The organism is Mesorhizobium japonicum MAFF 303099, assembly GCF_000009625.1.
GTDB lineage: Bacteria > Pseudomonadota > Alphaproteobacteria > Rhizobiales > Rhizobiaceae > Mesorhizobium > Mesorhizobium japonicum.
The window spans coordinates 3,716,572-3,732,996 of record NC_002678.2 but is presented as its reverse complement, the minus strand read 5'-3'; the positions used below and the strand labels follow the sequence as shown (position 1 = coordinate 3,732,996).

Sequence of the window (16,425 nt, the reverse complement as noted above, 5' to 3'; positions counted from 1 at the left end):
CATTCGGTCTGGAATCATCGCCGCTGTTTAAAGCGGGTGGATTGGTCGTAAAGAGACAGCTAAATTAGCGACGGCCTGTGGAAGGGGAGGCGAAGTGTGCTGGTGTCGAACCGCGCTATCCGGAACCTAACCCCCTATCGAGCTTGTCGCCAGATGAGCACACGCGGAATTAATTTCCTCGACCGATGGATCGCCGACAACGTCCCCGAGACGACGAAGGCGGATGTTATCTCCATTGACGAGTTGACGTACAAGCTGATCGCCGACGCCAAGGCGCTCGGCATTATCTCTAAGGTTTTCAGTGGCTTTGGCAGCCAGGGCCGAGTCTGGTTCGTCCCACGTAGATAGGTTCACTGGTTCTTCCCGTAGTGGCAAGAGGGAGCGCGGAACCGCTTCGATTTTGGTGCAAAATGCTGATTTGTCATTGGAATTGGCTGTATTGCCGGGGTCCCGGTCAGCGCCGATTGGAACCCCGGCAATGTTCCGAATCCGCCCAATGAATGCGGAACGTCAGGATGCATTTTCGTGGGGGGGCCGATTTCGGGGCTTATTCACAAATCGTTGCAGCAGCAATTGACCCGCCGATTTGCAGGCCACTTGGGCATCGTTGGGGCGACCAGAACATCGGAGACATCAAGCGCGCTGCCACCCTAGAGCCAGTCGAGATCAAAAGCGCCCCCGGACAAGCAAGGCACGGGCAACAGCAGATTGCCGTTTTTGATCAAGAGCCGTCCAACCACGTATCCAGAAACTATCGGCTTCGGGAGTGTCCTTGTCCCATTGTCTGACTTCAATTGCAAAGCCGACGTCAACAGCTAGCCGCAGGCCCCCCAACGCTCGGTAACGGGCTACAAAGTCGAACGGGTCGAAGCCTTGGAACGTCTGGACCGTGATTTCCGGTAGAAGGCTGCTCGCATCGGTGTCGCGCGAACGAAGGTTGGTTCGCCGCAAAACGCGCGCCTTAGCGACGACGTCTTTCAGCCTTGCCAGTTCAATCGGTATTGGGGTTCTGTTCCTCGCGAGGGCAAAAACCTGGTCGTCGATGTCTCTCTGAATTCGCCAAAATGAATAGGCGTCGAATGACGTGCTCCTCGCGATTTCCTGGGAAATTTGCGATATATTGTTCTGCATTTGCGTGACTCAGCTACCGGTCATGCACTCGCGGCGATATGTTAGCGCTTTCTGATGTTTCGATCGTAAATAGGATCATAAAGAATTTAGGAGAATGTCGACGATCTAGTGGAGCGCAAACTGGTTGGGTCTTTGTTGTAGTATATCCTTTCGATCGTCTGTATGCCCAAACACTCACTCTGGTTAGCCCGGTATATAACAACCAAGTGGTCTCTCAGATTTCACACTGTGCGCCATCTGAGGGAATACGAATGCAACATGGCACGCCGATCCGCGTTTTGTCCCAGGGAAGATTGAGGGCGACGCTTAGAGCGGCCTCAATCGCAAGTCAGTTCCGGCAGTTTGGGCTGATAGGATCGTTCATCCTAATACCGAGTAGAGGGCGCCCCGAGCCCTCGGTTGGTAGCGTCAGCGACTCCGAAGTGATCCATCGACGCGGACCATGGCGCTCGTTCGAGGCCGTCGGTTCGAGACGCTGGAATGGATCGACTGGTTCAACAATGACTCGGCAAGATGCCGCCGACCGAAGCCGAGGAACGCTACTACGCCATGCTCGAAGACCCAGCCATGGCGCGTGACTCAAACCAAACGCCCTCCGATCAAACCGGGGCGGTTCAGCTCTTCCAGGTAGTCCCCAGAATGCTTGATGCGACCACGAAGTACGAACCCTGTTCGGCTGGCCCAATCACATAGGCTTCGACGTCGCGAATCCCGTGGACGTGGGAGTAATCTCAGTTCAATCTCCTAAAGCGAGCAGTGATCTGCCTTGATCAGGCCCGCCAACATGGAGGAGACCAGAATGCTGAAAGAATTCCAGGAATTCATTTCCAAGGGCAATGTGATGGACCTGGCCGTCGGCGTCATCATCGGCGCTGCCTTCGGCAAGATCGTCGATTCCCTGGTCAATGACATCATCATGCCGATCATCGGCGCGATTTTCGGCGGGCTGGACTTCAACAACTATTTCGTCGGGCTCTCATCAGCTGTTAACGCGACCTCGCTGGCCGACGCCAGGAAGCAAGGTGCCGTCCTAGCCTATGGCAGCTTCATTACCGTGGCGCTCAACTTCGTTATCCTCGCTTTCATCATCTTTCTGATGGTCAAAGCGGTGAACAATCTGCGCAAGCGGCTTGAGCGCGAGAAGCCGGCGGCTGCTGCTCCGCCCCCTGCTGATATTGCTTTGCTCACTCAGATTCGCGATCTCCTCGCCAGAAAATAGCTGCTGATAGGTTCTTGGCCGCTTAGTGAGCCGCTAATGACGTGAAATTGCAATGCAGGCGTCCTGCGAATTGAACAATGGCCAATGAAACCCGACGAATTGTAGCCGCGCCCCGCCGCCCAGCCAAACTAGTTCCTGGTTCCGAACCGTGGTAGAGGTAAACGTACTGTAGGATTTCCGACTTCGTGAAGAAGGAACTGAGGGACGACTGAAAAGTGTTCGCACGGCGATCGGGGCGCACCATAAGTACGGCCACACATCGAAGCCCAGACGGGTCAGGATAGAATGCCCACGCGAGCGACAAGCCGCCGGCGTATCGGACTGTCAATCCCGGCTGTGATTTTTGCAGCGGTGGTTTGTACTATGGTGGCGCTCGAAGCATGGCGGAGCTACCGGGACGCCCGAGACAATGCCGAACGCACAATACAGAACCTGGTTCGTGTTCTGTCGGAGCAGACCGCGAGGACCTTTCAATCGGTTGACCTGAGCCTCTTGAGCATCTCGAACGACCTCGCCGAGCATCCCGAAATGGCTGACAATGATGCCGGTTTTCGCTCTAGGTTGAGGAACCGCCTTCATTCGCTGCCTTATGTACGAGCGCTCTTTGTGATCGGAGCGGACGGGTTCATCTCTCATGACACCGACTATCCCGCTACGCCTCGCGTCAGTCTCGCTGACCGTCCCTATTTCCTCGCACAAAAAAATGATGCCACCATAGGTTTGTACTTCGGTCGGCCCCTGAGGAGCCGATCCGTGGGCGTCTGGTTCATCAGTCTCAGCCGAAGCGTCAAAGCTGCTGGGGGAGGGTTCGGCGGCATCGTCGTTGCAGCTGTCGAGCCCCTTTACTTCGAGGCATTTTATCGCCAGCTTTGGGTTGGCGGCGGCACCATCGCATTACTTCTTCAAGATGGTACTCTGCTCGCGCGCTCTCCGCAGCAGGATGAAGCGATCGGCAAGTCCTTTGCTTCATCGGAGCCTTTTCGTAGCCTGCTTGCAAAATTCCGAGAAGGCACGTTCTGGTCGACGAGCCCAATCGATACAGTGCGCCGGCTCGCTGGCTTTCAAGCGGTTGCTGGAACACCCGTGGTCATGATTGTCACGCTGAACGAAGATGACGTCATGCAGCCATGGCGGGCCCACGTGACGGTACTTGTTATCGGCGGCGCGATCGTCCTGGCAATGCTGACATTTCTGGAGGTACTGGCCCGTTGGTACCGACGCCGCGAAGCACTGACCCAAGAGGCTCTGGCGCAAGCGGAGCGGCTGGAATCGATCGGACGCTTCGCCGGTGGCGTTGCTCACGATTTCGGAAACTCTCTACGAATCATCCGGTCAGCTTTTTCACTTCTGCGGCCGTTGGTGGCAAAAAACCCAGATGCCACCGCGCTTTTGGTCAATGCCGACCGATCAGTTGGCGACGCACGTGAGCTGATAGAACAATTGCTTTCGATCTCGCGCAACCGAAATCTGATGCCCGCTCCGTGCGAATTGAATGGTTTAATTCTGACATTGTTGCCAATCCTCAAACAGGCCGCCGGGCCTAGAATCGAGATCGATTTTCGGGCTGCGCAAACAGAACTCACCTCTCTTGTCGATGCTCCTCGGTTCAAGGCTGCTGTCCTGAACCTCGTTTTGAATTCTCGCGATGCGATGCCGTCTGGTGGGGTTGTCACCATTCGTATGCGCGTGGCCGATGCGCTCCCGGGGAAAGGAAGAGAAGGATGGGTTGAAATCTCGGTTCGCGACGAGGGTCTCGGAATGTCGCCGGCAGTAATTCGTCACGCGATGGACCCGTTTTTCACGACGAAAGAATTGGGGCGCAGAAATGGGCTTGGTTTAAATCAGGTGTATGTCTTTATGAAACAAAGTGGAGGAAGTATCAATATTTCCAGCGAGGAAGGCACAGGAACAATCGTTAAACTCTATTTTCCACGGCTTGACGGAGCGGTCCATCCGAAGGCGACCGCTTGACAGAATTGTTAAGGCAAGATGTGCCGGCCCAGCAAGAATGGAACGCAACGCAACCCAAACCGATCAAGAAGAGCGCGTCATGGTCGACCCGAGGATCAAGATAGTGATTGCTGACGACCATCCAATTGTCCGCAGCGGAATAAGGGCGGTGTTGGAGCAGCGGGCGGAGTGGTGGGTTTGCGGCGAAGCTGACAATGGCGAGACAGCGGTGAGACTAGCGCGGGAGCATGCCGCAAAAATCGTAATCCTGGACTATAGCTTGCCAGTTCTCAACGGACTGGAAGCAACCCGAATTATCCGGCGGACAATGCCGGAAACCGAGGTTCTGATCTACACAATGCACGAGGACGAGAGCCTCATTCGCGAAACGCTCAGGGCGGGCGCCCGTGGTTATCTGCTGAAGATTGAAGACGACAGCGAACTTGTTGCCGCTGTCGCCGCGCTCATTCGGGGCCAAACATATTTTTCACCGCGGGTCAGCGAATGCGTGCTTCAAGATTTCTTGGATGGCCAAAGCGACGTCACCTCCCGCAATCTGACCAACCGAGAGCGGGAGGTTGTGCGCTTTGTCTCGGAAGGCGAGTCCAATAAGCGCATCGCAGCCCGACTAGGAGTCAGTGTTAAGACAGTGGATTCTCATCGGACCACCGCGATGCGTAAACTCGGTCTTCGCAATGCGGTTGATCTCGTACGCTATGCGATCCGCAACAAACTTACTTTGCCTTGATCCGAAACATTTCCGGGATGAACCGCTCGACGGATCGCCTCTCTCGTCGCGGCGGTCCCAACAGAAGCTGCCGGTAGCGCATCCTCTGATGCGAACGACAATGGTGAACATCAAAGCACGGGATCAACATCTAGGGAATTTCCCCGCGCCCACTCAGGTGTTTGCCTGATAGCCGCGCCGCTCAATAACGCCCATCATTAGCGTTTGAACGTGCGGTAGTCAGGTTAACGCGTGCTGCGATGAACGAGCAACCTCCGATTTTGCCTTGTGAGGTTCCGCCCGCGCGAGGTTTGCCACCAAAGCCTATTCTTGCGGTCGTTGCGTTTTTCCAGATGGCTTCTGTCTGCATGGCATCCGGCAATTTTTTGCTGCTTCCTGTTTCGGCACCGGCGCCCACGGCCCGACCGCAGCTGGGATGCTCAGAGCTATGCTCTCATGAATTGGAAGATCGGGGCCGCCTGCCGAATTATCAGGAGCCCACCCAAGGTACGGCTCAACCGGTGCATCCGACTCGTCGAAATATCCGCGTCGTTGGCACGAAGTACCTGCCGGATCCGTCAGAGACCATCGAACTAAAAGGCGAAACGGCGGCGCGAGCGAGAGACATTGCGAAGCCCGAAGATGCTCAATAGCATGACCCGGCGTCATCCCCGTTGCTGATATTTTAAAGAGAGATTTTGATATTCGCCTAAAGAAGGAGGCCAGCGTGACAGAAGGGGTCGATCAACGATCGAAACCGGCCACAAACGAGAGTGAAGTCCGCCGATTTCAACAATGGGAGGACAAGAAATTCACATGGCAATCGTTTCGATCGTTCCCTGCCGAATTCCAAATAATTGCGGGGCTAGGCTTCTTTCTTTGTGCTGGGTGCTCGTTACTCACTGTCGTCGCGATTTTGATAGCGGTTCATACAAGCTACTAGCTATTAGTTAAGGGCCAGACCGAAGGAAACTAGTTGGGACCCAAACCGACCTCGTTCTATGCCGCAAGGTCTCAAGCGACGCGGCGATTGAGCATGCGAGTAGCGTTGGCGAGGACAATACTAATGCAACCCTGCAACTTTGAAGCAGGCCGTGTCGCCGATTGCCCGTTGTCTATCCAGCGTCAAAAACAGCGTATAGAATGCAGTGACCCCCCGAGGGGGCTTTGTTTTTGCCGGTGATTCGCAGTCATGTCAGGGGGCTTTTATGGAACAAATTCTGATTAATCTGGTCGCTGGCGCAGTCGGCGGCAACGCGGTGGGTAAGGCTTCGCCAAGCTTGGACATCGGTACGATTGGCAACACAATTGCCGGGGCTGTGGGCGGCGGTGTGCTAGGACAGATAGTATCGCTCCTGATACCGGCGATCTCTGCCGCTGCGCAGGCCGGCAATTTGTCCGTCGGCGGCATCATAAGCCAACTTGTTGCCGGCGGCGCGGGCGGCGCAATTCTGACCGCGATCATCGCCGCGATTAAAAACCGTTCCGCGTAGGAGGAGAAAACGTGGCTCACAAGTTCGAGATATACAAGGACAAGGCCGGCGAATATCGCGTTCGCTTCAAATACAACAGCGAAGTGATGTTCTCTACTGAGGGCTATTCAACCAAGGCCGGCGCCCAAAACGCCATCGATTCAATCAAGAAAAACGGCCCGAACGCGCCCGTTGAGGATAACAGCTAGAGTGCGATTGCTTAACAATAACTAGCCTTCAGGATTGATCTACTAGACCGTATTGAAATCGCCTTAGCCGTCTAAGCGTGGAATCATCGGCGCCCGCCGCCCTGCAAGTCCCTCTCACCCCATGGGACGCCCGCCGCTGCCGTGAATGGGGCGGCGGGTACTAACGCGCCATGGCTTGATGGAACATGAGACGCATCTGAAAGTTTGGGCCTGGCAGCGGGCGGTGCCCCCATTGCCTGCTGAAGATCGGGTAACGCTGATCGGCCCGCGTTCTCCGCCAGAGGCGCGGGCTTTCAATTGCCCATGGGGACGAGATGAGCGACAAGCCAGCAACGACCTACATCGTCAGCGTCTTCGTCAAGCCGCACTGGCGGACGATCCTGTCATCGGACAAGGGAGAAGCCGAGGCGCTTGCACACGCGATGGTCCAGGACGGAGCTACGGCGCGGATCGAGGAGCTCACGCCGAAGGTAAAAATGCGGTAGATTGCGTCATGAAACACAGATACTCGAAAACCGGTTTCACCAAGCTTCTCGCTGCCGACACGACGCAGTTATCGGCGGAACCGCTAATCGGACTGCTCGACCTGGAGACCGACCGCGGGACAATAGAGGTGGCCATAAACAGGGTTGTCGCCGAGCGCTTGATGGCTGTTCTCGTTGAGTTTCTTCAGGCCGGCGAGGGCGATGATGCACCGACATTTGCGGTGGAGCGGTCGCAGTAGGCTGTGGCAGCTAAATTGAGCAAAGCGCTTCGGATCGGAATCTCTAGGTGCTCAGCGTTACGCGCAGTCGAACGAATGATAACCGTTTTGACACCGCCTGCATAATTTCCAAATCCAATGGCGTGCTGCTATGATTAGTGGTCACTAATATGCTATGGACGCATGGTGATTAGGGCCCATTTGCCATGAGGCAGGTGCTACGACAAATTGCGTCGGCGTCTATTGTGCTGCCCGGCAATGCAGACGCCCATGATTGGTATACAGGCACGACGGATTCCGTTCTTCACTATGATTGCTGTGGAAACAAAGATTGCCACCCGATCGATTCCAGTAACGTCAGGATGGCTAAAGAAGGCTATTTTGTCAGGCTGCACCCTGCTTTTCTGAATGAGTCAACAGAAGCAGAGTGGTTTATCCCGAGAGAACGTGTCCAGCCTTCGCCCGATGATCGATACCACATCTGCGAGCGTCTAATGACGTTTTATCGAACGATCATTCCCCATATGAAGTTCAAGGCCTACCAGAGGTACCAGTGGATGTGCTTCTTCGCGCCGGTGGGCACTGGTTCCATTCACTCGGACTGAGGTGGTGAGGCTCAGCCAATGGTGCGATCGCGGACCCTACGCTTTGGCCTTCCGCTTAGCAGGCGCCTTTTTGACTGGAGCAGCCTTGCGGCCAAGACCGCTAGCCTTAGCCAGCGCCGACCGAGTTGCGGCGTAGTTTGGCGCCACCATTGGGTAATCACGCGGCAGGTCCCATTTGGTGCGGTACTCATCGGGCGTCATGCCCAGCAAACCGAGGTGACGCTTCATCGATTTGAATTTGCGACCATCCTCCAGGCTGACGATGTAGTCGGGGAACACCGACTTCTTCGGGTTAACCGCAGGCGTGAGAACCGGGTTTTCGGGTTCTGCAGGTCGTCCGACCTTCGATAAAGACAGGTTCACGCTGTGGATCAGGTCCGGCAGTGACGCAACCGGCACAGGATTGTTGCTGACGTAGGCTGAAACGATGTCTGCGGTTAATTCGATCAGGTTTATGTTCTCGTCGGTCAAGGGCTTTCTCCTTAAAGGCATTTAGCCTTCCTAGCTTTTGGCGACAGGCTAATCAACGGCGGGCCGGCGTTCGAGATCATCTTGCACAGATCCACTCCAGCAAGCCTGCGCCTCGTTTTCCGACAAAGACATTGGGGATGCTGGCCAGCTCCTCGCCGATCTTGTCCATCGAAGCTTCCGGAACGGAGGCATTAGCTGGACCAGACCGCTCAGCCAAAATCCACCCTGCTAGGCCGCATCTACAGAATGTTAGAAGCGCAGGGCGATCGCCATTCCAGGCATAGAAGTAACGCTGACCCGATAGGACCGACGCGATAGCGTATGCGAGTTCCTCGCCGCCCTTCAGGCAGTTGTCGAATTCGTTCCCCGCTTTTCGAAGCTGCTCTGCTGCGGTGATCGGAACGAGAGCACCAACCTGCTCAAACGGCGGGTTGGGGAACGGCATGAGACTGAATAGGTTTGCCAGAATTGCAGCCGGTTGGCGACCCTGAGCAATGGCTCGAACCAGGTGTCGATCATCGAGCATGGGTGCCAACCGTGCGATCACCCACAGCAGTTCAACCAGCGCCGGGGCGGGTATCTTGCACTTCAGCAGTGCGCGGAAAACTCGGTTCGACACAGGCGTCATCGAGGCCGATGCCAGTGAGTCAATGTCGTCGTCCCGAAATTCCGTCGCCTGATGGACATGGTTTGCCAGCGGTCCACCGGCCGAAAGAATCTGGTGGAGCGCAAAATAGACGTGCTTCGACCTTGCATATGGCCCGAATTTGCTGAGTGCCGGGACCATGCCGGCAGGGCAGGAGCCGAATGCATGCGCGAGAATCTGCCGGGACTTGGCGAAGGTCAAAATCCGGTACGTCTCAGCAGCGTCGCGGATGACCGTGCCATGGACAGCTAGCCATGAATGCCAAGCGTGCCGACGGCTATCTGATGCGAGTAGGTACTCGCAGATGCGATCATTCTGCCAGATTGACTGAACTTGTGCGCTGTCTTGCCGCGCAAGCAGGGTAGTAATCGATTTCTCAGACCCATTACGGTCGAGCTGCGGGCTATTTCGATTGTGATACATGGCGGCTATCTCCTGATAGCCCGCCTTCTTCATTAAAATCGCCATCGACAACCGCAGAATTTCCATGCCCACCTGCTGTGAAAAAAACGCAGTAAAACAGCAATTTGGACAGCGAGTTTTCGGGGGCAGAACGAGTGAAATGCGGGTAATCGGTGCTATCTACCGCCAACAATCGCTATTCAAACCGCGAAAATCCGCGAAAATCCATCGCCAGATATCCCGTTGTCGATAGACGATTGCTTGAGGATAGCGCCATCCGTCGAACCGACCTGATGGAGAACGGCTATGGATGCTCGCGTCATCAAAGCATTGGCTTGCGAAAGCAGGCTCAAGATCCTGGATTTTCTCAACTGGCCGGAGCTGTATTTTCCCGATGTTGCCGACGCACGAAAGACCGGGCTGACGAACAAGTTGATCTGCAGCCGGCTTGGTATCACGCAAGAGTCTGTCAGCCTGCACATGCGTTGGCTCACCGAGGCCAGATTGGTGACTGCAACGAAGGTTGGGACACGAGTTTTCTATACGCGAGATGAACAAGGAATTGACGAAGCAATCACCAACCTGTGCGGCCTTCTACAAAGGCAAGGCTGACAAAGAAGGGCAGTCCCGCATTCCACCGAAACTATTGGCAGCTCACTTTGCGGACGTAATTGTTGCCGAAAGTGGGGTATGCATCCGCAGGGATCGCACCCCTAGCCTTCATCTCATTGGCCAGGTTTTTAGCCATACGCTCGTCGAACGTGCTATCGAGGGTGATTGCGAACCAACCATTGGTGGCGAGATAGGCTGAAAGCGGGATGGATGAGGACCGCACATACGCCTCGGCCGCAGCGTAGTCGCCGAAGCTTTTCACCTGGATATGGCGCTTACCGAAGGGGCCACTGTCGTACTGGTCGACGTGGATCCAAGTGTCATGCATATAGCCAACCTTGTTTCCGACCTGGACATTATAACATCGGCCCGTATTACCTAGGATCGCAACGGCAACCCCGTTCCGTATTATGGCAACATTCTCTGACTTTGCCTCGGGTAGTGCCTTGAGGGGTGCAGCGCCCCTGGGGTGCCCGATCCGCCCTGAACGGGCATCTGGAATGAAGAGCGACGGACCAGTTGTTGGTGGTTGGGAGGCAAGTACCGGCGGAGCTGACGGGGGCGGTTGCGTATTTGGCGGCACCTGGCTCGCCACGTCCGGCTGATCAGCACTAGGTGAGAACGTCACAACCTTATATTTCGCCATCTCGCTCGTCGACAGCTAGCGAATGTCGTTGCTGTCGTACTGCAGCGAAAGCTGAAGTAGGGCAGGGTCCGCACCCATTTCGATCATGTAGGTGATTATATCGGCGGTAATTTGCTGGACGGCGGAAACCGCCTCCTCGGTGCTCAGCGGAACGTCGCCCTGGAACGAAGACTTGTGGACACCGATGGAACCTGGTTCTGCATAGCGCACAACCCCGCCGAGAAACGCAAGCGAGCAAGCTGACGCGCACTCCGCGACCCTGAACTGCACCGTGTTGATGCCCAATCTGCGGATCAGATGGCCCAACTCCATCGCCTTCTGGATGTTGCCTCCAGGCGACCTAAATGTAATGGCAGTCGCGCCGCTGGATCGCACCAGATTCTCAAAAGCCGACAGATCGTCCTGATAGGCGAAATCGCCTGAGACAACTACGTAGTGAAGCCCACCATCGGTCAGGCCTGCCTCGAATTGCAAGCCAGCGCGAGCCGCTGGCGTATCCAGCAAAGCCAGTGCGACAAACAGCAGGACGTAGTAGGAAAAGACGCGAAACATGGCCCAAGAACAACCCCAGCACAGTCTAGGGCCAGGCTGGTGAGACTGTCGAATCATTGTTGTGAACTTGATGAATTTCAGTCCGGAAAGTCCCTCAGACGTCGGACCACACGACAGGGGCTACCTAGAACTTCAATCCCTTACCTGATCCTGGTTTGATCTCTACCCTGACCCCTAGCGGCGTCCAGGCGCCGCAATCCTCCCATAACCGAAAGAGTTCACCTTCTGAGGTTCTGCCCTTGAAGGCAAATGGCTGGGCGCCCTTGCACATATCGCCGGCGGGGATGATTTCCATTTCGGCCTGTCCGCCGAACTTGTTGACGAACTCCTGAGTGACTTGACGCAGTCCGAGCCCGTCCGCTCCGAAAAAGCACGCGGCAAACAGCATCGAGTTGATCTTTCTATCGCCGTTGAACCTGATCCATCCGCAGGCATTATCCCCGTCTAAGAGCGTGGCCTCCTTGGCTTCGCTGTCGAAGCTTAGTAGTGGTGCACCCCATTCTACCTTGAATCCTTGGCCCTTCGCGGTCTTCTCAACCTGATCAGGGCTGTCCGACACGGTGAACCCACGGAAGCTGCTATCGGCAAGCAGTTGGTCGGGATCGCAACAGCAATCGAGAACGCCGCCAAAACGCTTGCACAAAGCCTACTGCGGCGAGTGGCAGTGGAGAAAATGCTCATCCGACCAGCCCTCAGTAGTAGTACCGCTTGTTCCGGAACAGGTACATCAGGATGTACCCCGGCAGCCAAAGGCCACTGGTAATGATCGACAGCAAGATATGGAACCAGTGAGGAAAGCGTCTCAGGATCATCCCAGCTCCCGACGCGGCCGCTGCGGCTCCGCCGCCGGCATTCATGAACACCTGAGGAGCATGCTTCTGGCTCTTTAGGAACTCGATTTCACGCATTTGTGGGTCAAGAATTTCACCGCAGTGCTTGCATTTCTTGGACTTGGCATTGATCGGCTCGGCGCAATACGGGCAGTCGATCGTGCTGATTGGCGCTGCTGCTTCTTCCACATAGTCCCCCTAATTCTTCTGAATAAGCGGGGCAACAAGCACCCATCGCCCAAGTCCGAATCATGGTCCTATATTACGTGGTTTCGGGCAAGGGCAAATGATTGCTTCCGGACAATGGAAGTCCAGTCATTGGTAGCTTGGAACCTGAGGCGGTTGAGGGTGGAACGAGGCATCTCACAGGATGACTTGGCCCTCGCGGCAGGCGTTGAGCGGGCATACGTCGGATATCTGGAGCGGGCGGCGCGCAATCCGACCATCATAACGTTGGAGAAGGTCGCGAAGGCTCTCGACGTCAACATCGCCCAGCTGTTCCGGGAACCCGGGCCTAGCGAAGAGGTGCCCGCGACTTTGAGGGCGGGCCGAAAGAAGAAGTCATAGTGGGGTCCATCCCGCCGTTCCCAGCGGGATAGGGCATCGTTTTCTATGCAGGGGTCAGCGGCCCTTCTTGAATCGAGCCCTGACCTGCTCGGACACACTGGCCAACTGGCTGTCGAATGTACCGTCGACAGCTGCCACTCGGGCCTTTTGAAGGGCATCGGTGACGCCGGCGATATCGGCGCACGCAATCGCATGTTTGCCCTTGGCAAGCTCCAGGGGGATTTTGCCGTACTTGATTGCCAGCGTCGGTTTGCCGTCGATGCCGATCGTCCACCAGCGGCCACGGAACTTACGCGCTAGGTTCTCCGGTTCGGCCATGTACAGCTGATGGTCGATCTGCATGACCAGCCTTTGCCGACGCTTGGATGCAGGGTCCGATGCGTCCTGCTTCGCGGTGGCGACCAGCTTCAGTCCTTCGAATGCCATTGTAATCTCCTTCCTTGTTGATCGACGACGGCATCCCGTCGAACGACTGAGAAGGTCAACGGCGATGAAGGAATTCAGACACCGCCCGTCAAGAATGGCTAAAAACCGCCCGGACAGGTAGATCAGAAGTTCAATTTATGAAAAATAAACAAATCCGTAAAAGTTGCATATGGGTGTGGGAGGAAGAACAATTACGGAAAACCAACTTCATCCCGAAGGGATGTCATTATAATATTCAACGTATTTTCAAACTCAATTGAGATTCCTATATCTGTCACGAAATTCACCTTGATACCGGGAGAAAATACCGTTGACGGTCCGTCTGGCAGGGTGGACGGTGACATCAGTGAAAGATGGGAAGGAATTGCGTAGCCTGGAACTCGACACCTCACGGACTGGCAGGGTGTGAGATGGTGGAGTAATTCGTTTCCAACTTTTGCTGATCGAGGAACAGGTCGATGTCCAGCTCTGGAAAATGCTCCTGCTGAAGTTGGTTGAGAGCCGACACCACCCGGTCTGTCGACGGTGTTTTGTAGGGAATGAAGTCGTTCCGTGCGTTGTCAACGTCGGTTACCGTGCAGGGAATTCCTGCACTTATAAGGATTTCACACAGTGCCTTGTGCCTGATCCTTCCTGTCCTCGCCTGAACTGCATCGAACCCTGCCTGCAGATGACGGAATGCCCTTGTGATGTCTCTTCTCAATCGTAGAAGGTCTGCATTTTCGGACTTCCGCATATAGGTTTGTGATGATGGATTCGATTTCTTGTTTGTCTCCAAATAATTGAGAAAACTGCTTAAATCCGGCACGGATTTAAGCAGCCTGAAAGGCTGGCGATCCCATTTCTCCCAGGCCGCCCTTATCCCAAGGAATTCCTCGAGGCTGTCCAACGGTTCGGATTGGAATGACAGATGTGTGTACGTTTTGCCATTGAAGTCTACTGTTCGATCCTGAGGGGCGACCGGACGTCGCTTCCAGTCGAATTCCATCGATAGCCGTTTGGTGATCGAGCGGTAGACGAAGTCGGACCCGTAGCGAATGGTGTCCTTCAGGCCGATGCCCGACGTGTATTGCTGGGTCTCGCCGGGTGTTCGGTTGAAGAAGAGCTCAACGACGCGAGCGTTTTCCTCCCGATCCGTCAGGTCGAACTGGGATTTGATCCCGCCCTTCTGGATAACGATGTTCGCCTTGTCCCCATCGCCAAGTTTGAGCGTTGCCGAGCCTCTTGTGCGCCATCCAAGTGGTTGTCTGATGGTGTGCTTGACCTCCAACGGTAGGTCATCTTGGACCAGGCGGCTTCTTGCTGTGCGGAATGACTGGAACAGTGGACCACTCGTCGCTTCGATAATTTCGGCATCGCTGGCGTGTGAAAGAAATCCGTCGGTGGTGACGCTGAACACCTGCACGTTGCTGGGGAACCGATTGAGAATTTCACCGAGCACGGCACGTGTGTATGATGTGATAAACGATGCGAAGAGCGGCTGGGTGAGAGTACTTTCTGGAAGTTCAACCATGTCGTCATCACGAAGGTCGTAGACTCGTTTCTTCCGAAGACCCTGAGCCGTCTTGCCATACGTGCTGTTACCGACTTCCTTCCAGAAAAGGTTTTCGAACGTTCCCTTTTTGAAAGCGGTCCGCTTGGCAATGCAGTCGGTGATGAACTTGCTAAAGATACCGGTATTGCGTTCGACCGGTACCCGAATTGACCTTTTAATCGCCCCAAACTGCGCGCCGAGCTGCTTGGCGAGGACAACTTCTGGAGCAGCGCAATAGGACCGCCCTTTTCGAGGGAAAATGATCCCATTAGGCGAACGGACGGGAAGGGTGGGAAAGCGGACTGTTTCGGGAAATTCGAAATCGACTGACACGAACGCAAGATCGAGCATGTCGATCTCGTCAATACCCTCCACCCGATGCATCTGTTCCCAAACCGGCTTCCCGATCAGAGACATTGCTGTGGTGTAGGCCGAGCTCAGGTCGTGATCCCGCCATATGTGCTCGTCGCATATTCCGAAAAGGAACTGTTCGTTCCGGCCGCCATGATAGGTTTCAGTGACAAAGTCCAACTCGAAATGCACGTCCTCGAAATAGGGAGTGATCGTTTTTTTGACGGAGAATCCCTTCTTTTTGTTGAACCGAGTTTGAAGCCTCTCTTCTTTACCCAAGACTTCGTTTGGATCCCAACCCTGGTTTTCCCAATCGGAAATTACCAGTTTCGAACCGAATGACGTGAGGGTCAGCGGCATTTTGAATTGCTCGAAAAGCGTATCGTATTGCCTGATGACCCGTTCTGCGTACTCGGTACAAATTTCAGCGTCTCGGATGGCGTAATCCCGGAAAAGTGGCCAGTTTTCTCCGCGAAACTGCTTCATATCCTCCTTGATTTTGCGCTCTGCCGCTCGATCCTTGTGAAGTTCGATCTTCTCAATGCCTAGCATCTCGCCGATGTCTGCCAGTTTTTTTGCATTGGCTGGCGCCAGCAGGATCGTATCCCTGAGCCTGATCCGGAAGCTTTCGATCTCGTTTCCGTCGCGATCCTCGATCGTCATCGGGATAAAATTCTCGATCGACACGAACGTGTTCCGTACGTTGTTCAACGACAGTTTGGCCTCACCGCGGAATTCATGGAACATTGGCAGGTCGGCACGGGTGAAGTGCCCGACCAGATAGATGTCAGTTGGGACCTTTACGTCAGGACATTCCTTTATAAGCGAGCCGATCGCTGCGGCAACGAAGTCGCGTAGCGTCCACCGCTGATCGTTACCTGCCGGGATGATGATCCCGCTGCATTGCGGTGACGGTTGCGGCGAATCCTTTGAGACCAACCTCGTGCAGAACTGATATGAGAGGATCTCGTTCTTGGCATCCTGGGCCTCATCCTTGGTTGGCCCTATGGGATCGCGCGACTGATACTCACTATCGAACCCAATGATCAGATGCAATGTCGGTGGCGGCTTCTTCTGGCCACCCTTGCGCTTAGGTGTAGGGAGGATGTTTTCAGGTCGGATAGAAACGGTAACGGGCGGATCGTTCGGATCGATCGTGGTAAAATATGTTTGCTCGTTGGCTGTGCCGAATCCCTTGCGGCGGGCTTCCGGCAACTTAGATTTGTCTGGCTGTATGAGCGTTGCCTCTCGCTCGCTTGCATCTGCACGGGCAGCAGCTACAGCGTAAACTTCCATGTCGATCCCCCTGATTTTGATCGAAAAAGTACATACCGAAGGCCTCGCCCGGAGGGCGAGGCTCGGTCACACTCGA

At 55.1% G+C, this 16,425-nt stretch carries 19 protein-coding genes and 1 pseudogene; 11 read left to right on the top strand and 9 right to left on the bottom strand.

Going from position 1 to position 16,425, the window contains the following annotated elements:
- The first annotated feature begins 153 nt into the window (after window positions 1-153).
- A complete protein-coding gene (locus MAFF_RS19360) occupies window positions 154-348 on the top strand; it encodes a DUF768 domain-containing protein (RefSeq protein ID WP_044548611.1) in 195 nt (64 codons plus the stop codon).
- 318 nt (window positions 349-666) lie between these two features.
- Here MAFF_RS19360 and MAFF_RS19355 read toward each other — a convergent pair whose 3' ends face one another.
- The gene (locus MAFF_RS19355) at window positions 667-1,131 is read right to left on the bottom strand and encodes a hypothetical protein (RefSeq protein ID WP_044548609.1); all 465 of its coding nucleotides are present in this window, start codon (window positions 1,129-1,131) and stop codon (window positions 667-669) included.
- 389 nt (window positions 1,132-1,520) lie between these two features.
- Here MAFF_RS19355 and MAFF_RS39160 point away from each other — a divergent pair.
- From MAFF_RS39160 to MAFF_RS19325, 8 genes and pseudogenes are all read left to right on the top strand, one after another.
- Window positions 1,521-1,704 (top strand): annotated as a pseudogene (locus MAFF_RS39160) (IS3 family transposase); the annotation flags it as partial.
- Window positions 1,705-1,930: 226 nt separating this feature from the next.
- On the top strand, window positions 1,931-2,350 hold the full coding sequence (gene mscL, locus MAFF_RS19345; RefSeq protein WP_044551069.1) for a large conductance mechanosensitive channel protein MscL: 420 nt from the start codon (window positions 1,931-1,933) through the stop codon (window positions 2,348-2,350).
- Between the two features lie 363 nt (window positions 2,351-2,713).
- Complete coding sequence (locus tag MAFF_RS19340; RefSeq protein WP_010912635.1) at window positions 2,714-4,321, top strand: hybrid sensor histidine kinase/response regulator; 1,608 nt, start codon at window positions 2,714-2,716, stop codon at window positions 4,319-4,321.
- 37 nt (window positions 4,322-4,358) lie between these two features.
- Entirely contained in the window at window positions 4,359-5,048 is a 690-nt protein-coding gene (locus MAFF_RS19335; protein ID WP_244420580.1) for a response regulator, read from the top strand.
- A gap of 1,187 nt (window positions 5,049-6,235) precedes the next feature.
- On the top strand, window positions 6,236-6,520 hold the full coding sequence (locus MAFF_RS19330) for a hypothetical protein (protein ID WP_044548604.1): 285 nt from the start codon (window positions 6,236-6,238) through the stop codon (window positions 6,518-6,520).
- Between the two features lie 11 nt (window positions 6,521-6,531).
- Complete coding sequence (locus tag MAFF_RS37115) at window positions 6,532-6,708, top strand: YegP family protein (protein WP_010912633.1); 177 nt, start codon at window positions 6,532-6,534, stop codon at window positions 6,706-6,708.
- A gap of 314 nt (window positions 6,709-7,022) precedes the next feature.
- Window positions 7,023-7,193 (top strand): hypothetical protein, encoded by a 171-nt coding sequence (locus tag MAFF_RS40065; RefSeq protein WP_167316196.1) that lies wholly within the window; start codon window positions 7,023-7,025, stop codon window positions 7,191-7,193.
- Between the two features lie 8 nt (window positions 7,194-7,201).
- Window positions 7,202-7,432 carry a hypothetical protein gene (locus tag MAFF_RS19325; protein ID WP_044548603.1) on the top strand — a complete coding sequence of 77 codons (231 nt, stop codon included), beginning with the start codon at window positions 7,202-7,204 and terminating at the stop codon, window positions 7,430-7,432.
- Window positions 7,433-8,052: 620 nt separating this feature from the next.
- Here MAFF_RS19325 and MAFF_RS19315 read toward each other — a convergent pair.
- Both MAFF_RS19315 and MAFF_RS19310 read right to left on the bottom strand, forming a co-directional pair.
- On the bottom strand, window positions 8,053-8,508 hold the full coding sequence (locus MAFF_RS19315; RefSeq protein ID WP_010912631.1) for a MucR family transcriptional regulator: 456 nt from the start codon (window positions 8,506-8,508) through the stop codon (window positions 8,053-8,055).
- A 55-nt stretch (window positions 8,509-8,563) separates the two neighbouring features.
- Window positions 8,564-9,622 (bottom strand): hypothetical protein, encoded by a 1,059-nt coding sequence (locus MAFF_RS19310; protein WP_044548597.1) that lies wholly within the window; start codon window positions 9,620-9,622, stop codon window positions 8,564-8,566.
- Between the two features lie 219 nt (window positions 9,623-9,841).
- Between MAFF_RS19310 and MAFF_RS19305 the strand changes: the two genes are divergently transcribed.
- Window positions 9,842-10,147, top strand: coding sequence for an ArsR/SmtB family transcription factor (locus tag MAFF_RS19305; RefSeq protein WP_010912629.1), 306 nt, complete (start codon window positions 9,842-9,844; stop codon window positions 10,145-10,147).
- A 31-nt stretch (window positions 10,148-10,178) separates the two neighbouring features.
- Here the strand turns inward: MAFF_RS19305 and MAFF_RS36870 are convergent, their stop codons facing one another.
- The 4 genes from MAFF_RS36870 to MAFF_RS19290 all read right to left on the bottom strand — a co-directional run bounded on the left by MAFF_RS36870 (window position 10,179) and on the right by MAFF_RS19290 (window position 12,364).
- On the bottom strand, window positions 10,179-10,475 hold the full coding sequence (locus tag MAFF_RS36870; protein WP_052292090.1) for a hypothetical protein: 297 nt from the start codon (window positions 10,473-10,475) through the stop codon (window positions 10,179-10,181).
- A 333-nt stretch (window positions 10,476-10,808) separates the two neighbouring features.
- Entirely contained in the window at window positions 10,809-11,345 is a 537-nt protein-coding gene (locus MAFF_RS36865) for a hypothetical protein (RefSeq protein ID WP_052292089.1), read from the bottom strand.
- 124 nt (window positions 11,346-11,469) lie between these two features.
- The gene (locus tag MAFF_RS19295; protein WP_044548595.1) at window positions 11,470-11,988 is read right to left on the bottom strand and encodes a hypothetical protein; all 519 of its coding nucleotides are present in this window, start codon (window positions 11,986-11,988) and stop codon (window positions 11,470-11,472) included.
- A 49-nt stretch (window positions 11,989-12,037) separates the two neighbouring features.
- A complete protein-coding gene (locus MAFF_RS19290) occupies window positions 12,038-12,364 on the bottom strand; it encodes a hypothetical protein (protein WP_010912625.1) in 327 nt (108 codons plus the stop codon).
- A gap of 114 nt (window positions 12,365-12,478) precedes the next feature.
- On the opposite strand from MAFF_RS19290, the gene MAFF_RS19285 reads away from it, so the two are divergent.
- Window positions 12,479-12,742, top strand: a complete 264-nt coding sequence (locus MAFF_RS19285; protein WP_044548593.1) for a helix-turn-helix domain-containing protein — start codon at window positions 12,479-12,481, stop codon at window positions 12,740-12,742.
- A gap of 54 nt (window positions 12,743-12,796) precedes the next feature.
- On the opposite strand, the gene MAFF_RS19280 is transcribed toward MAFF_RS19285, so the two are convergent.
- Together MAFF_RS19280 and MAFF_RS19275 are read right to left on the bottom strand one after the other, a co-directional pair.
- Window positions 12,797-13,168 (bottom strand): hypothetical protein, encoded by a 372-nt coding sequence (locus MAFF_RS19280; RefSeq protein WP_010912624.1) that lies wholly within the window; start codon window positions 13,166-13,168, stop codon window positions 12,797-12,799.
- A gap of 388 nt (window positions 13,169-13,556) precedes the next feature.
- Complete coding sequence (locus tag MAFF_RS19275; RefSeq protein ID WP_010912623.1) at window positions 13,557-16,349, bottom strand: DNA polymerase; 2,793 nt, start codon at window positions 16,347-16,349, stop codon at window positions 13,557-13,559.
- Between the last annotated feature and the right edge of the window lie 76 nt (window positions 16,350-16,425).

What these genes read in the sequence shown, in the direction of transcription:
- MAFF_RS19310 (WP_044548597.1), bottom strand. Translation starts at nt 9,622, where the DNA reads ATGGAAATTCTGCGGTTGTCGATGGCGATTTTAATGAAGAAGGCGGGC.
- MAFF_RS36870 (WP_052292090.1), bottom strand. Translation starts at nt 10,475, where the DNA reads ATGCATGACACTTGGATCCACGTCGACCAGTACGACAGTGGCCCCTTC.
- MAFF_RS19330 (WP_044548604.1), top strand. Translation starts at nt 6,236, where the DNA reads ATGGAACAAATTCTGATTAATCTGGTCGCTGGCGCAGTCGGCGGCAAC.
- MAFF_RS19285 (WP_044548593.1), top strand. Translation starts at nt 12,479, where the DNA reads ATGGAAGTCCAGTCATTGGTAGCTTGGAACCTGAGGCGGTTGAGGGTG.
- MAFF_RS19315 (WP_010912631.1), bottom strand. Translation starts at nt 8,508, where the DNA reads ATGCCTTTAAGGAGAAAGCCCTTGACCGACGAGAACATAAACCTGATC.
- MAFF_RS19305 (WP_010912629.1), top strand. Translation starts at nt 9,842, where the DNA reads ATGGATGCTCGCGTCATCAAAGCATTGGCTTGCGAAAGCAGGCTCAAG.
- MAFF_RS19275 (WP_010912623.1), bottom strand. Translation starts at nt 16,349, where the DNA reads ATGGAAGTTTACGCTGTAGCTGCTGCCCGTGCAGATGCAAGCGAGCGA.
- MAFF_RS40065 (WP_167316196.1), top strand. Translation starts at nt 7,023, where the DNA reads ATGAGCGACAAGCCAGCAACGACCTACATCGTCAGCGTCTTCGTCAAG.
- MAFF_RS36865 (WP_052292089.1), bottom strand. Translation starts at nt 11,345, where the DNA reads ATGTTTCGCGTCTTTTCCTACTACGTCCTGCTGTTTGTCGCACTGGCT.
- MAFF_RS19335 (WP_244420580.1), top strand. Translation starts at nt 4,359, where the DNA reads ATGGAACGCAACGCAACCCAAACCGATCAAGAAGAGCGCGTCATGGTC.
- MAFF_RS19280 (WP_010912624.1), bottom strand. Translation starts at nt 13,168, where the DNA reads ATGGCATTCGAAGGACTGAAGCTGGTCGCCACCGCGAAGCAGGACGCA.
- mscL (WP_044551069.1), top strand. Translation starts at nt 1,931, where the DNA reads ATGCTGAAAGAATTCCAGGAATTCATTTCCAAGGGCAATGTGATGGAC.
- MAFF_RS19340 (WP_010912635.1), top strand. Translation starts at nt 2,714, where the DNA reads ATGGTGGCGCTCGAAGCATGGCGGAGCTACCGGGACGCCCGAGACAAT.
- MAFF_RS19355 (WP_044548609.1), bottom strand. Translation starts at nt 1,131, where the DNA reads ATGCAGAACAATATATCGCAAATTTCCCAGGAAATCGCGAGGAGCACG.
- MAFF_RS19360 (WP_044548611.1), top strand. Translation starts at nt 154, where the DNA reads ATGAGCACACGCGGAATTAATTTCCTCGACCGATGGATCGCCGACAAC.
- MAFF_RS19325 (WP_044548603.1), top strand. Translation starts at nt 7,202, where the DNA reads ATGAAACACAGATACTCGAAAACCGGTTTCACCAAGCTTCTCGCTGCC.